This is a genomic window from Cryobacterium sp. TMT1-66-1 (assembly GCF_004403435.1).
GTDB lineage: Bacteria > Actinomycetota > Actinomycetes > Actinomycetales > Microbacteriaceae > Cryobacterium > Cryobacterium flavum.
Genome location: NZ_SOGP01000010.1, coordinates 26,904 through 39,685, shown reverse-complemented (window position 1 = coordinate 39,685; position 12,782 = coordinate 26,904). Strand labels below are relative to the sequence as shown.

Here is a 12,782-nt window from a genome sequence, read left to right as displayed (position 1 = left end):
CGAAGCCCTTTAGGGTTGGTCGCATGGACCCGATCACCGCCCGGCTGTATCTCTGCACCGATGCCCGTACGGAGCGCGGCGATTTCGCCGACTTCGTGACGGCCGCGTTCGCCGGCGGGGTCGACATCATCCAACTGCGGGACAAGACCATCGATGCCGCCGAGGAGCTCGACTATCTCGAGATTCTGCGTTCGGTCGCCGACCGACACGCCCGGCTCTGGGCGGTCAACGACCGCGCGGATATCGCCGTTCTCGCTGGAGCGCCGGTTTTTCATGTCGGCCAGACGGACCTGCCGCTGCCCGCCGCCCGCACGCTGCTCGGCGACGCGGCCCGCATCGGCTTGTCGACCCATACCACCGGACAAGTGGATGCCGCTCTCGTAACTGACCGTCTGGATTATTTTTGCGTCGGCCCGGTCTGGGCCACGCCCACCAAACCCGGTCGGGCAGCGGTCGGAACCGGTCTGTTGCGCTATGCGGCCGAGCAGAGCGCATCCGCTGGCAGCCTTCGCCCGTGGTTTGCGATCGGCGGGATCGACCTCGGCACCATCGACCAGGTGGTCGAAGCCGGCGCCACCCGGGTGGTCGTGGTGCGCGCGATCACCGACGCCGATGACCCGACGGATGCCGCCGAGCGGCTTCTCGCCAGCCTCCCGCCGCTCGGCTAGTCGCGCCCACGTCGTCGCCCCGTTCATCTCATGCCCGCAATCAGGGCAGAATTCGCACGGTCGAAAAGTCGATGAAAGTGGTGGATCGGCCCGTTTCCCTGCCCGACCTCGAGCTCGTCGGCGTGGGCCAGGGCGTCGTGGAGCCAGTCTTTCACTTCGGCCAGGGACTTCGCCCAGTTACCGGTTCTGGCCTGCACCGTGGCCATCGCCGAGGAGAGTGAGCATCCGGTGCCGTGGGTGTTTGTGGTGCGGATGCGCGGCAGGGCGACCTCGACCACGCACTGGGCAAGCAGCCCGTGGGTGTTGACCAGGGCATCTGGGCAGCTCGTTTCGTTGAGATGGCCGCCCTTGACCAGTACGGTAGCACCCGTGCTGTCCGACAATCGTTTGCCCTGCGCGAGGGCCTCCGCCCAGTTGGCGGCCGGCGGCTCAGCGAGCAGAACGGCCAGCTCGGGAACGTTGGGCGTGACCAGGTCAACGTGGCAAATCAGGTCGCGCAGCGCCTGCTCGGCTGCCGGGTCGAGCAGGCGGTCGCCGCTCGTTGCCACCATCACCGGGTCGAGTACGACCAGCGGCGGACGGCACCGGAAGAGCCAGTCGCGCACCTCGGTGATCACATCGAGCTGCGCAAGCATGCCGATCTTCACGGCGTCGATGGTCACATCGTCACTGACAGCGTTCAATTGCTCGCGCAGAAAATCGATCGGCGGGATGTGAACCGAACGCACCCCGCGCGTATTCTGCGCCACCAGTGCACTCACCACAGCCATGCCGTAGCCGCCGTTGGCCGCGATGCTCTTGAGGTCGGCCTGGATGCCGGCACCGCCGGTCGGATCGGTACCCGCGATACTGAGGACTCGGGGAATCTGCCGCAGGGCAGGCTGGGTTCGATCGATCATCCGTGACATTCCTTCGCTAGTACTAACTAGACAGGTTCAACGGGTATTGATCTCAGCACGCACAGTCTGTGCGGCACCCCGTGTCAAGACTCCAGCCTATACGCGCGCCGGCCGTCAGCACACAAGGGGTCGGGCGGCCGCAACCGCCCGCCCTGGTGACACGGATCTAGTGCACCGACTTGCGCTCGTAGAGCGCCCGTGACCAGACGTAACTAACGGCCACGATCACGACGCACCACCCGATGGCGAACACGGGGTTCCAGCCGAGTGGGGTGCCGAGCAGCAGCCCGCGAGTTGTCTCGATGAACGGAGTGAAGGGCTGGTACTGTGCGAACCACTGCAGCCACACCGGCATCGAGTCGGTCGGCACGAAGCCGCTGCCGAAGAGCGGCAGCACGGTGAGAACGAGGGGCATATTGCTCGCCGTTCAGGAGTTTGTCGACCGCCGAAAACTGGCCGGTGCGGCCGATGACGGCGCGCACGCCGTCCTGGTCGCGCACGTCGAATGTTGATATTTCCCCATTGGGTACGGGCCCACACCGTAACGGCCTGCTCCGATGCCTCCGGAGCGCTCTCGCCGACGAGCTCATTGCGCACGTGGCCATCTTTCGACGACAGGTCGAGCCAGGCCGGCACGCCCGGCTTGACGCCGATGGTGACCTGGCCGAATCCGCTCTCGACCTGCACGGAACCGCATGAAACCTCCCGCAGCGGGATGCTCCCGTATGCGGTCTTTGCCGAAACGGATGCCTGCACTCGCGTGATTTCCAGGTCGCCGTAGGACAGTTTCGCGTCGAGGTCACCGCCGACTTCATCGATCTGCGCGCTGCCGTGGGACGCTTTGAGTACGGCGTCGCCGGAGACCGTTCCGACCCGGATCTGGCCGTGGTCGGCGGTGATGTCGGCCGCACCCTGAATTGTGCGCACCGTTGCGTTGCCGTGTCCGGCGCGCAGGGACAGGTCGCCGGTGGTACCGAGATCGACCGGACCCATCGAGGCTTTGAGGCGGGTGGCCCCGAGTCGGCCGACCGTTCGGACCCCGCCCACCGAGACCTCGGCGGTGAGCCGCGACCCGCTCGGCAGCAAGTCGCTCGGCCGCAGCGCGCGTATCTGCGCTGCCGTTGTCGGCGGCATCCGCTAGCTGGTGCTGCAGGTCGTTGACGTACTGTCCGAGTTCCATATCACCATGGTGATACCACGGCGGTTAGTCATAATAATGTCATGCTGGTCGGGGCTTCGGCCGACAGCTCGCGGAGCGCCGCCAGATGGCCGTCGATGGCCGCGCGGCCGCGCCGGGTGAGGGCCACGCTGGTGGTGCGGCGGGCATCCGCTCGTGCTGGCGAGGCTTGTTTCACGGTCACGACGTAGTCGAGCTCGATCAGGTTGCGGATGGTCTTCGAGAGCGTCGCCTCGGTCAGTTCCAATGTGGCGGCGATAGTGGTGAATTCCGCGGCGCCGGTCGCCCGAAGCAGCGCGCACAACCGCAGACGGGTTGGCGCGTGGATTGCGTCGTCGAATCGGGAGTCAGCAGCCACGGAGCAGTTCCCGGGCGTTCGCGAGGTCATAGAGTGCTGAGCTGACGAGGGCCATGACGAAGACGACCGCAGTGGTCAGGACAATCCAGGCGCGCTGGTCAGTGACCTCGAACACGATCGAGAGCACGAATGCTCCGAGCATGACGACGCTCAGCACAATGAGAATCATCAGGCTCAGCGGGCCGGCCGGGCCGGGAATCCGTGGGTGCGCTTTCAGATTCCATGCCGGTAAGTCAATCACTTGCCGTGTCGTTAAGCAAAAATCGGACTGCGGGCTGGCCCGACCAGGGTTCGCGCGGTCGTCTCGTTCAGGTCAAGGGTGGTCGCGCCGCTGGCGTACGCGCCGCCGTCAGGGTGCGCTCGCGCATCGCGAGGAACAGCGGAAAGGTGAAGGCGAAGGCCGTTAGACCCGAGAGAACGACGTAGAGCCAGCCCCGCTTCATGCCGAGGCGTCGCGCCTCAACGATGATCAGGATACTGCCAGCCACCGCGGCGATGAGCAGGTCGACGGTGAGTGACGACACCGCCGGCCCGCTGTTCACCCAGTCGCCAACGAAGTCGCGCAGCTGAATGATCGCGACCACGTTGTAGGTCCAGGTGCCGGCGAGCCCGGCTAGGCCGAGCGCCAGGTAGACGAAAGCGAGCGGGGTCCAGTGTTTGGTCATGCCGACATTATGCTCGCCAATCATTGGCGTCGAAGTCGCCGGCCCACGCAGAATCGGACTAGCGCCGGGTTTGGCTTATCGCTGGGCGAGCCAGGCGGCAACGCGGCCGTTGAACCAGTCGGGGCGTTGCAGCGGGATTCCGTGGCCGCAACCATCGATAATCTCCAAATCGCTACGCCTCTGGCGCCACGGGCTGGCCGTCTCGAAGAGTGGCCAGGAGAGCTGCCGGCGTTTCGGGATCGTCAAGACTGATCGCGAACTGCTTTTCGTTCCTGGTCGTCACAATCAGCCCTGGTCCCTTCCTCAGAATGACAGCGGATCGTCCGGGCATGATTCGGTAGCCCCACCCGCCCCACTCGGCTGGTCGAAGTTCGGCGGCCTCGACAACGTCAATGGCGTCTAAGCGGATGCGTTTCAGCGGAATCCGAAATAGCGCCGAGACCACCCGCAGGCCGCGCCAATCGGCGGTCACGCGCAGACGAACGAACGAGGCAACCAGCACAATGGCTGCAGCCATGACTGCTATGCCGACGATCTGGTCGGAGGCGCGCCCGTCGATGACCGCTGGTGCATAGATCACGGAGCCGAGAACGATCAGTCCAATCGCCACCCAAAGGAACATGTTTCCCGTGATCGTTTGGGACCAGGCGCCCGTCTCACTGGGCGCGAATTCGAATCGCTTCTCGACGTCCGTCGCCTCGATACGCGGCTTGGGCGAGATTGCAAATGGGATGAGCCCATATGCTGCCGCGACGATGGATACGATGACCCACGGCCCGAGTACAACCTCATACGGGTCGCCGACCTGCATAGTCAATCCAGCGGAGAGCAACCACGCGGCGGCGCCCATCCCGCCAAACACTCCTAAAAAGAAGTAGGAACCGCGCCTGGCCCGCCTGCTGATTCCGGGCCAAAAACTTACCGCGAATCCGGCAACGGCTGGCACGCCCGTCATTGCGAGGTTCAGGGCGAGCAAGGCCCCAATGGCCATCGCGTCGTCAGCCGGTCCCGAACCCGACCAATGCGAGGCGAGCTCGGCCGGAAGGGCGTCCCGCCACGCCAGCCACGAGATGATCACCACCAGCACCGGCACGCACAGGGATGCCCCGGCCAGGCTTCTCCGGGTCATCTCACCACTCAAATTCTTGTCACTCATGTCGTTCCACCCCTCTGGATCAATCGCAAAATCTCTGGCTGCGTCAGCCCCAACTTGCGCGCCTCGCGCATCAATTCGGAGGCCAACTCGGTCACCCGAATAAGTCCAGCGCCAGCGTCCTGGCGCACGAACGCCCCGCACCCCTGACGCATCTCAATCACATCGTCGTCCCGCAGTTGCGCGTAGGCGCGCAATACCGTGTGCATGTTCACTCGCAGAGACTTTGCCAGATCACGTGCAGGCGGCAGCCGGTCGCCGGGTCTTAGCGCACCGTTCACGACCCCGGAACGCACCTGCACGGCGATCTGCGCGGCCAGCGACACCGTCAAAGCCGCATCCACCACGAACAACATGTTTGCAAGGCTACTAGAACAATCGACTCGCGCAGAATTCGATCGGCAGGTCGAGCTCTAGGCGAACTGTGGTTGTCTCAGAGGCCTCGGTAGACCTCGCGCCGGTGGCCGACCTTCACAATCAGCACAGTGAGTTCGTAGTCACGGACGGCATAGTGCAGCCGCCAGTCACCCGTGCGGATCCGGAAGGTGGCAGCTGCTCCGGTCGTCCCCACGAGTTGCTTCGCGGCCGGCGGATGCGGGTTATTGCTGAGCAACTGGGCCGCCTTCACGATGCGCTCCCGTGTCGGCTTGTCGAGCTTTCGCAGGCTGCGGCGCGCGCCGCCCGCGTGAGTGGCGGGCATCCGCTTGGCCGAATCCAGCGTTCAGTCCATTCCCCCGGGTCGGCGGGGGCGATCGGCGGAAGGCAAAGAAAATCGCCCCGGACTTCCGCAGAAGTCCGGGGCGAATTTAGTGAATACCGTGTAGCGGGAGCGGGAATTGAACCCGCGACACCACGATTATCGTGAACCAGCCTCAACGGGGTCACGGACGCCTCAAACAGTCATTCATCCCCGTAAAACACTCGGTAGGTGATCACACTCGCAAGCCCCTGCGGATTTCAATCTGCGGGGTTAATGCGGGGTTTCTGCGGGGTTAATGCGGAAATCAAGAAGCGCGGCCGCATTCTCGACTGTGGTGCCCGCACGGTAGCGGTTGAGCACACGGGACCTGGCGCCGCCTTCGTCTTTCACCGATGGCTCCGACTCTCGGAACGGATAGGGGTATCCCGTGAGTCGGTAGCAGCCAACGGCCTGGAGGAGCCGGCCGCAGCAACGTTGCGAACCCGGGTCCCGTGGTTGCGAACGTGGGTCCCGTGTGATTTCTCTGTCTGGAACGGGTGCCGAGGATTGATTCTCCGGCCGCGTCTACAGTGGTCCTTGTGCATGTGCCCGAGCTGCCGGTCGCCCCCCCGTGGTCAACCGATTTTCGGTGCGAGTTTGAGCCGTGGATAAAGCACGACGAAGGCCTCGTCGAGGCCGTCGGTGAGAGCCGGAAGGACGTGCCCGCCGTTAGGTGATTCCCAGTAGGTGACCGTCATGCCGGCGGCCGTCGCTGCTGCAGCCATCCGCTTCTGTCCGGGGATGAATCCGGTGTCGTTGGATCCGACGGTGAAAACAGCAACCGTGTCGGTGAATTTTCTCGCGGCAAGCAGGTTGAGGGGTTTGATCGCGTCGTAGGCGGCTTGGTCGCCGTGGAAGACGTCGGCGAGGGTCGCCGCCTGAATCTCGGAGCCGGCGAATTCCTCACCGGAGATGTCGACGACGTTGGAGAACAGGTCTGGGTGTTTGGCGGCGAGGGAGATGGCGCACTGTCCGCCGTTGGAATATCCTGCGATGGTCCAGTACCTCGGGTCGTTGATGATGTTCAGGTTTGCCCGCGCCCAATTCACGACGTCCTGGGTGATGAAGGTTTCAGCATTGCCGTAGTTCGGTGTATCCAGGCACAGCGGGTCGCTGGCCGGGTCGCCAAGCTGGTCGGCGACGATGACGATCGGTGCGAGACCAGCGTGGGCGGCTGCATCCCGGTCCAGGGTCGCCGCGATGAACGACGGATCGGGGTTGCCCGGTTGCCCCATGAGCAAAATGACCAGCGGCAAGGCCGGCGCGTTGGCGACAAGCGCTGCCGGCGGCAGGTAGATCCCGGCGGGTCGTGAGGTGAATCCCGAAATCGTGTTGGGGATGACCTGGCTGCCGGTCGTGCCCTGCGCCGGGAGATCCGTCGGAGCCACCCAGTTCTGGTAGAGCGGGCCTGGCTTCGTGGCCGTGCTGGTGGTCGGTAGCGCGATCGCCGCTTCCGTCGTCACACCGAACAACGAGCCCAGCGTGCGGTTGATACCGAAACTCGCGTTGATCGCCAACGACCCCGAAAGCAGAAAGACCACAACGGATGCAGCGGCCACGATTTTGCGACGACGACGCGACCTCCACAGATTTGCCAGCGCCAGAGCAACGGCCGAGCACGTGGCGGCAAACCAGAGAAAAGCCACCAGCCCAGGCGACATACCGAACGCATCGACGACTGTCACGACCACGAACCAGATGACGCCGGCGGCCCCGGCAAGGACGACGGTCAGAATCCAGGCCCTGGTCGGCGCGCGAAACAGCAGGTACAGCACCTGAACCCCAGCAAGACCGAACACGACATACAGAAGCGGTCCAGTAACGATGTTGATGCGAAGCAGGGATGTACTGAGGTCGTTGATGAGTGTCCCGTCCACGCGTTCGTGTATCAGCTCGGCTCTGCGGCTGTCGTTCGGTGGCGAGAGCTCGCCGGAACTCTACCCCCGTGGGCTGCTCGTGCGCGATCGATGGACGACTCTGAGAGGAAGCCGCCCGTTTACTCACAGGAAGTTGGTCGGCAGATTCCGCACGTTCAAGGACAGGTCACCGTGCCGTCTGCTGTCGGCACGGTGGGCAGTGAATCGTCGGTGGCCGGTCCGCGCGTGCGCCCCGGCCGTGCTGCGGCGAGAAGGGTTAGTCCTTTGTGCCGTCTTCGACGGCGACACCGTTGATATCGTCGCTCGTGTACTCGGTGCCTGCGCGACTGCGTGGCCATACTTCCAAGCTAGGCAGCGGCACGTGCGATGAGCGTGAGAGCCCGTGCGGCTCTGCCCGATTAGTGCTGGCCCTTCGTTGGTCCGCGCTCGACCTCGTCGCCGGAACTGTAGCTATCAACGCCAACGTGATCCGTGCGCGCGGTCAAGGTGTTCTCCTGCAGGATCACACCAAGACGAAGGCCGGCGTCCGGACGATCGCGATTCCGAAGAATCTCGTCGACCTTCTCCGCCAGCGGCAGTCGAACTTCAAAATTCAAAACGATGATGACTTGGCCTTCCCGACCCTGCGTGGCAATATTCGAGATCCTCGCAATACCTCCCGCGACTGGCGGATGGCGCGAGAGCGGACCGGATATCCGACGGTCACGACTCACAGCTTCCGCAAGACGGTGGCCACCGCTTTGGACCAGTCCGGACTCAGCGCTCGGGAAATTGCGGAATACCTCGGCCACGCGAACCCGTCTCTGACCCAGGACGTCTCCATGGCCAAGAACACGGGCGGCATCCGTGCCGCTGAAACGATGAATTCCTTGCTGCCGACACAGTGAATCTGCGGGGTTAATGCGGGGTTTCTGCGGGGTTTCAGAAATGAACACTCTGTCGGCGATCTCTGTCGGTATTTAACGCAACCGCGGCGTCGCGGCTCGATCACGCATCGACCACCGAATTCCGCAGTGAGTGGCGCGATTACGCGATGGCAGTTATGAGCCAAGGCGTCGGCCGGCATCCTCGCCGTTCTCGGCAGTGAAGGCCTTCCTCTCGTGGCGGTACCGAATCAACGTGACGGCCCCAAATACAACCCAGCCAGCCCCGATTACCAAGTTCAAAACGCACCCGAGATCACCACCTGCATGAGCGCGACCAGGACCCAGATGCCGCCGAGCGACAGCCAGAAGACTGCGGCGGTGCGAATGCGCTCAATCGCCAGTCGTCGCTGGATGAGTGAGGGCATGGCGAGACTGTACACCGGCCCGCACTCCGTGCAGGATCAGCCGTCGTCGTGTTCGGTCCGCCAGCGCTCCAACGCTGCCCATCCTTCCGGCACTCCCATTGACTCAGCCGTCAGAAAATCAGATTTGGGAAAGGCGTTGATGAGGTCAACAACGCGAGGCGTCCATCCACTATCTGGATCGATGGTCCGGAGCAGATATGCCATTACCGCCAGGGCGTTGCAGACGCCGAATACCTGCTTCGACGTGACCTCGTCTTTGAGGTGGCCGAGGAGGGGAACTTGCCCTGTGCTGGGGCGCGCTGGCGCACTGACGAGTTTTCGATTGAAGAGCCGAGCGTGATGCGCGGAAACATTCCGCACATAGTTCAGGCTGGAGATCCAGCTGCCCATCACTTTCTTTGACGGAGCCCCGTACGCGGCGGCGATCTGCGTTGCGAGTGCGTTGTTCAATCCGGAGTAGAGCCGGCCCAAGTGCCCAAATTCCAAGATTTCCGTCAGTGCCCAGATCGGCATCCTATCGTCGTACTTGTTGCGGAAGTGAGCGACGAAGGCTTCGTCTGACTCCGCCTTCCGCGCTTCCACGCGTGCAAGCCATTGCTCGTGTTTGCTCGGCAACGTTTCACCTGTCAGCTCGTCGAAGGACGCCGTAGTGAACGAAGCTACAAAGTTGGCAGGGTCGCTGTGGGCGAAAGCCGACTGCCGGCCCAGGACATATCCGACCTGCATGCGGAAGGAGACTTCGATTCTTTCAATGCCCTCAAGCACGAGCATTCGCAGGCGGCGATCAAAATCAAGAAGCGCGGCCGCATTGTCGGCTGTGGTGCCCGCACGTTAGCGATTAAGGACACGGGACTTGGTGCCGCCTTCGTCATTGGCCGATGGCTCCGAGTCTCGAAACGGATAGAGGTATCCCGTGAGTCGGTAGTAGCCAACGGCCTGGAGGAGTCGGCCGCAGCTCTCCGGGTCTTGAACCTCGACACCGCGTGACTGAAGTTTCTCCGTCTGCTCACCAACGGACAACCACTTCTTGGTGTACTCGGCCACGAGTCTCCTAGTTAAAGAAAATCAGCCCGAGCCGTGAGGCGAGCGGGCTGATCGTGATGGATCAAGGTTACCACACTCCTTCCTCGTAGGTCTGAAGCAGCTTCATCGCTGTCATCAGCGCGCCTAAAAATGAAGACCGGCCCTGGACCTACAAGTAGGCGGAACCGGTCGTGATGACCCGACCATAGCAAATATCTCTGACATTCGTGGCGCGATTTCTTAAGGACCTCCTGCGTGCCGCGGCCGCCGCCCCCGAGAAGGACATGACCCACCCGCCAGTCGTGCTTGGCGTCCAAGGAGCCGACTGGATCGGCAACTCCGACGCCGTCCCGTAGGACCAACGCTGACCGGGACGCCGATCCGCCCCAAACGAATCATGATCCGTCCCCGTCGATGAACCTTTTCAGTTCGCGCGCGGCGACGTGGGGACGGAGGACGCGTTCGGATCGAGATTCGGGTCCCACGGCTGGGGCATGCCGATCGGGTTCGGAAATGGAAAGACCGTTTGGCACGCTCTTGCGATGGGCGCAAGCGTTCGGGCGACATCCGCGATCTCGTCGTCGGTCACTCCGCTCCACGGACGGACGGCCAATCGGTTGGTCACCTGCTCGGCGCGATCGAGTGCCGCTGTGCCCTTCTCGGTGATCTGGCCCTGGCCGGCCAGTAGCCCGCGGGCCGAGAGCTCGTCGACTTCGGTTGCCCACTGTTCCTCCGTCCAGCCACGCGCCTTTCGCACGCTCGTCGCGTCGATGTCCACCGCGCTGCGCAACACGATGGTGCTGATGCCCGCGATCCCTCCCTCGACCAGTGCGATCACATGACCGTCTCCGCGATGCTCGCGAAGAGTGGCCGCGGCTTGCCAGAGACGGCGATACGGATCCGACTCCACCGGCAGAGCGCTGTTCGCCGCCGCGAGTGGTCGGCCTATGGTGTCGACACGAGCCGCAGCCTGGGTAAGTACATCAGCCGCTTCGGTGACAGATCGCTCGTCGGGCACGAAGTTTCGCAACGTCTCCGCTGCACCCCGAGACCGCGCGTCAAGGACCCGGTCCACCGTCACCATCGACCACACAGCCGGCAGCACCCGTTCGACCAAGAACGGAGCGAACCCACTGAAGATCGCCACCACCGGCTCGGCGGTCACGGCCCCGAGCGGGGCGGCGCGACCGGCGAAGTATCCGTCCCAGTAACGGGTGAGTCCGATATGTGCGAACGCCTCCCTCGCCTCCGGCGAGAAATACGTCACCGCGTGGATCGGCTCGAACAACGTCCACAGCGCCCGAACCCGATGCTCCAGCTCGTTCATTCGTCTCCTTCGTCGCAGCGTCTTCCCGATTCTATTGCGCGGGGCAACACCGACCTCAAAGCCTCGGCCCACCGATGGCATGTTGCGGACCTAGGCGTCGAGAACAGGATTTCGTGCTGACGTCGATGTTTCAGAGCGGGACCGGCCAGCGCGGCACATTTGGGCCCAGTACAACCAACAACCGAGCACGCCGATTCTGTGTCAGTCGGGAACCCGGAACGGGACAGCGACCTCATCCGGACACACAACGGACATCCACCTCGTGGCAACGATCTCTCGTCTCGGCGGATTGGTAATGACTCAACTCTTCGCCGTTATCGCGCGTCGGCTGTTCCGAATCCGGTTCGTTGTGCCCGGTCGTGCACCTTCTCCAGCTCCTCGAACACGGTTATCTGAAGCCCGGCGGGAGCACCGAGTCGGGAATTGAGCGATCGCCACGGCGTCTCGCGTGGTTCACCAATAATGGTCGCCCCGGCCGCAGCCAGTCTTTTGGTGACGCCGCGGCCGTCGGTTACCTCGAATGCGAGTCGAATGCCGGATCCTTGGCATTTCCCGGTCTCGACCTGGTCAATCATCCGCTTCTGCGCTGGGTTCGAGATTTCCAGGGTCGCCCGACCGGCATCCAGAATTGAGACGCGCGCATCACCCTCTCCCTCGAACGCGATTTCTTCGGGCAGTCCCAGAGCGTCGCGGTAGAAGGCGATGGCAGCGTCGAAGTCCTCCGCTTCCACAATGACGCGAAGCTGGAGGACGTGGTCAGAACCATTCGTGTGTGTAGTCATGATCGCTAGACTAAAACCTGACATCAATGTGAGGGGCAAGCGGCTAGTGAGAATTGGTGAATTGGCCCGAGTAACCGGCGCAAGCCCGCGATCACTCCGATACTACGAAGAGCAGCACCTACTTTCGTCGAACCGCTCGACCAGTGGTCAACGGCTCTATACAGATGCGGCGCGAGAGCGCGTTCTTCTCATTCAACGTCTCTATCAAGCCGGCCTGTGTAGCTCCACAATCGCAGAACTTCTTCCCTGCATCACGGACCCTGCGGCACGAACACCGCTACTGCGCGATCGACTCATTAGCGAACGGGCACGAATCTCGGCACAAGTCGATTCCCTGGGCGAGACGCTGGTCTCTCTGGACGCCGTCGTGGGCGCACTGGGAACTGGCGACTCTTCCGACTAATTCTCTCACCTTGCCTGTAAGGGGAACCGTGAGCGGTACCTATATGCGTATCGCGTGCGAAGTCCGCACAGGAGAAGAGGCAAAGGTCTGCTCGGCTCAGGCAACGGTGACTGGCAACATGTCCGGTACCGCGATATCCGAGCGTGTCATTGCCGTCAGATCGATGGCATAGGTGCCGATGAGTGCGATGGCCGCGGGGTCGATGGCGCCACCGACTGGCGCGGTATTTACATTGTTCATGCTCCCAGTCAAACGCGCTGGTCTGGCGCTGTCGTCAGCCGCCGGGTTAAATCCACTCATCCTTTGGGAGGAATTTGCACTAATTTGCCACTCATGCAACATAGCGGGTTCTAGCGTGGGGATATGCACCCTACTTCTGGTAATCATCGCTGGCTCGTCGAGCCTCTAGTTAGCATCGCG

18 protein-coding genes, 3 pseudogenes and 1 riboswitch are annotated in these 12,782 nt (G+C 63.0%); of the genes and pseudogenes, 6 read left to right on the top strand and 15 right to left on the bottom strand.

Going from position 1 to position 12,782, the window contains the following annotated elements:
• Positions 1-23: 23 nt before the first annotated feature.
• Positions 24-668: a thiamine phosphate synthase gene (thiE, locus tag E3T29_RS08435; protein ID WP_194088291.1), complete on the top strand. Its 645-nt coding sequence runs from the start codon at positions 24-26 to the stop codon at positions 666-668.
• A 65-nt stretch (positions 669-733) separates the two neighbouring features.
• Here the strand turns inward: thiE and thiD are convergent.
• Both thiD and E3T29_RS20205 read right to left on the bottom strand, forming a co-directional pair.
• Positions 734-1,576 (bottom strand): annotated as a pseudogene (thiD, locus tag E3T29_RS08430) (bifunctional hydroxymethylpyrimidine kinase/phosphomethylpyrimidine kinase); the annotation flags it as partial.
• Positions 1,559-1,658, bottom strand: a riboswitch (TPP riboswitch). (Overlaps the previous pseudogene by 18 nt.)
• A 75-nt stretch (positions 1,659-1,733) precedes the next feature.
• A complete protein-coding gene (locus E3T29_RS20205; protein WP_134345056.1) occupies positions 1,734-1,982 on the bottom strand; it encodes an ABC transporter permease in 249 nt (82 codons plus the stop codon).
• Between the two features lie 20 nt (positions 1,983-2,002).
• Between E3T29_RS20205 and E3T29_RS20200 the strand changes: the two genes are divergently transcribed.
• Positions 2,003-2,266 carry a hypothetical protein gene (locus E3T29_RS20200; protein WP_241987735.1) on the top strand — a complete coding sequence of 88 codons (264 nt, stop codon included), beginning with the start codon at positions 2,003-2,005 and terminating at the stop codon, positions 2,264-2,266.
• Positions 2,267-2,272: 6 nt separating this feature from the next.
• Here the strand turns inward: E3T29_RS20200 and E3T29_RS20195 are convergent.
• Positions 2,273-2,560, bottom strand: a pseudogene (locus tag E3T29_RS20195) (DUF4097 family beta strand repeat-containing protein); the annotation flags it as partial.
• Positions 2,561-2,576: 16 nt separating this feature from the next.
• On the opposite strand from E3T29_RS20195, the gene E3T29_RS20470 reads away from it, so the two are divergent.
• Complete coding sequence (locus tag E3T29_RS20470; protein WP_255575170.1) at positions 2,577-2,708, top strand: hypothetical protein; 132 nt, start codon at positions 2,577-2,579, stop codon at positions 2,706-2,708.
• A gap of 67 nt (positions 2,709-2,775) precedes the next feature.
• Here the strand turns inward: E3T29_RS20470 and E3T29_RS08410 are convergent, their stop codons facing one another.
• The 7 genes from E3T29_RS08410 to E3T29_RS08380 form a co-directional block, all read right to left on the bottom strand.
• Positions 2,776-3,102, bottom strand: a complete 327-nt coding sequence (locus E3T29_RS08410) for a transcriptional regulator (RefSeq protein WP_166789825.1) — start codon at positions 3,100-3,102, stop codon at positions 2,776-2,778.
• Positions 3,092-3,343: a hypothetical protein gene (locus E3T29_RS08405; protein WP_134345054.1), complete on the bottom strand. Its 252-nt coding sequence runs from the start codon at positions 3,341-3,343 to the stop codon at positions 3,092-3,094. The genes E3T29_RS08410 and E3T29_RS08405 overlap by 11 nt, the downstream gene beginning before the upstream one ends.
• Positions 3,344-3,410: 67 nt before the next feature.
• Positions 3,411-3,767 carry a DUF2834 domain-containing protein gene (locus tag E3T29_RS08400; RefSeq protein ID WP_134345053.1) on the bottom strand — a complete coding sequence of 119 codons (357 nt, stop codon included), beginning with the start codon at positions 3,765-3,767 and terminating at the stop codon, positions 3,411-3,413.
• Positions 3,768-3,939: 172 nt separating this feature from the next.
• A complete protein-coding gene (locus E3T29_RS08395) occupies positions 3,940-4,923 on the bottom strand; it encodes a hypothetical protein (protein ID WP_134345052.1) in 984 nt (327 codons plus the stop codon).
• Complete coding sequence (locus E3T29_RS08390) at positions 4,920-5,276, bottom strand: GntR family transcriptional regulator (RefSeq protein ID WP_134345051.1); 357 nt, start codon at positions 5,274-5,276, stop codon at positions 4,920-4,922. The genes E3T29_RS08395 and E3T29_RS08390 overlap by 4 nt, the downstream gene beginning before the upstream one ends.
• Before the next feature lie 77 nt (positions 5,277-5,353).
• Complete coding sequence (locus E3T29_RS08385; RefSeq protein ID WP_134345050.1) at positions 5,354-5,620, bottom strand: type II toxin-antitoxin system RelE/ParE family toxin; 267 nt, start codon at positions 5,618-5,620, stop codon at positions 5,354-5,356.
• 614 nt (positions 5,621-6,234) lie between these two features.
• A complete protein-coding gene (locus E3T29_RS08380) occupies positions 6,235-7,536 on the bottom strand; it encodes an esterase family protein (RefSeq protein WP_241987715.1) in 1,302 nt (433 codons plus the stop codon).
• Between the two features lie 401 nt (positions 7,537-7,937).
• Between E3T29_RS08380 and E3T29_RS08375 the strand changes: the two genes are divergently transcribed.
• A complete protein-coding gene (locus E3T29_RS08375) occupies positions 7,938-8,423 on the top strand; it encodes a site-specific integrase (RefSeq protein ID WP_166789824.1) in 486 nt (161 codons plus the stop codon).
• A 275-nt stretch (positions 8,424-8,698) separates the two neighbouring features.
• Here the strand turns inward: E3T29_RS08375 and E3T29_RS20465 are convergent, their stop codons facing one another.
• Positions 8,699-8,827, bottom strand: coding sequence for a hypothetical protein (locus E3T29_RS20465; RefSeq protein ID WP_255575151.1), 129 nt, complete (start codon positions 8,825-8,827; stop codon positions 8,699-8,701).
• Positions 8,828-8,863: 36 nt separating this feature from the next.
• Positions 8,864-9,640 (bottom strand): annotated as a pseudogene (locus E3T29_RS08370) (Abi family protein); the annotation flags it as partial.
• Positions 9,641-10,077: 437 nt separating this feature from the next.
• Here E3T29_RS08370 and E3T29_RS20460 point away from each other — a divergent pair.
• Positions 10,078-10,206 (top strand): hypothetical protein, encoded by a 129-nt coding sequence (locus E3T29_RS20460; protein ID WP_255575149.1) that lies wholly within the window; start codon positions 10,078-10,080, stop codon positions 10,204-10,206.
• A 68-nt stretch (positions 10,207-10,274) separates the two neighbouring features.
• Here the strand turns inward: E3T29_RS20460 and E3T29_RS08365 are convergent, their stop codons facing one another.
• Together E3T29_RS08365 and E3T29_RS08360 are read right to left on the bottom strand one after the other, a co-directional pair.
• Positions 10,275-11,177 (bottom strand): hypothetical protein, encoded by a 903-nt coding sequence (locus E3T29_RS08365; RefSeq protein ID WP_134345048.1) that lies wholly within the window; start codon positions 11,175-11,177, stop codon positions 10,275-10,277.
• A gap of 314 nt (positions 11,178-11,491) precedes the next feature.
• Positions 11,492-11,959 carry a glyoxalase/bleomycin resistance/extradiol dioxygenase family protein gene (locus E3T29_RS08360; protein WP_134345047.1) on the bottom strand — a complete coding sequence of 156 codons (468 nt, stop codon included), beginning with the start codon at positions 11,957-11,959 and terminating at the stop codon, positions 11,492-11,494.
• On the opposite strand from E3T29_RS08360, the gene E3T29_RS08355 reads away from it, so the two are divergent.
• Positions 11,880-12,362: a MerR family transcriptional regulator gene (locus E3T29_RS08355; protein WP_370449135.1), complete on the top strand. Its 483-nt coding sequence runs from the start codon at positions 11,880-11,882 to the stop codon at positions 12,360-12,362. The genes E3T29_RS08360 and E3T29_RS08355 overlap by 80 nt on opposite strands.
• 96 nt (positions 12,363-12,458) lie before the next feature.
• On the opposite strand, the gene E3T29_RS19625 is transcribed toward E3T29_RS08355, so the two are convergent.
• Positions 12,459-12,602 (bottom strand): hypothetical protein, encoded by a 144-nt coding sequence (locus E3T29_RS19625; RefSeq protein WP_166789823.1) that lies wholly within the window; start codon positions 12,600-12,602, stop codon positions 12,459-12,461.
• Positions 12,603-12,782 lie beyond the last annotated feature (180 nt).

Excerpts from the sequence above, each read along its gene's own strand:
- thiE (WP_194088291.1), top strand. The coding sequence starts at position 24 with ATGGACCCGATCACCGCCCGGCTGTATCTCTGCACCGATGCCCGTACG.
- E3T29_RS20205 (WP_134345056.1), bottom strand. The coding sequence starts at position 1,982 with ATGCCCCTCGTTCTCACCGTGCTGCCGCTCTTCGGCAGCGGCTTCGTG.
- E3T29_RS08400 (WP_134345053.1), bottom strand. The coding sequence starts at position 3,767 with ATGACCAAACACTGGACCCCGCTCGCTTTCGTCTACCTGGCGCTCGGC.
- E3T29_RS08395 (WP_134345052.1), bottom strand. The coding sequence starts at position 4,923 with ATGAGTGACAAGAATTTGAGTGGTGAGATGACCCGGAGAAGCCTGGCC.
- E3T29_RS08390 (WP_134345051.1), bottom strand. The coding sequence starts at position 5,276 with ATGTTGTTCGTGGTGGATGCGGCTTTGACGGTGTCGCTGGCCGCGCAG.
- E3T29_RS08385 (WP_134345050.1), bottom strand. The coding sequence starts at position 5,620 with ATGCCCGCCACTCACGCGGGCGGCGCGCGCCGCAGCCTGCGAAAGCTC.
- E3T29_RS20465 (WP_255575151.1), bottom strand. The coding sequence starts at position 8,827 with ATGCCCTCACTCATCCAGCGACGACTGGCGATTGAGCGCATTCGCACC.
- E3T29_RS08365 (WP_134345048.1), bottom strand. The coding sequence starts at position 11,177 with ATGAACGAGCTGGAGCATCGGGTTCGGGCGCTGTGGACGTTGTTCGAG.
- E3T29_RS08355 (WP_370449135.1), top strand. The coding sequence starts at position 11,880 with ATGGCAGCGTCGAAGTCCTCCGCTTCCACAATGACGCGAAGCTGGAGG.
- E3T29_RS08360 (WP_134345047.1), bottom strand. The coding sequence starts at position 11,959 with ATGACTACACACACGAATGGTTCTGACCACGTCCTCCAGCTTCGCGTC.
- E3T29_RS19625 (WP_166789823.1), bottom strand. The coding sequence starts at position 12,602 with ATGAACAATGTAAATACCGCGCCAGTCGGTGGCGCCATCGACCCCGCG.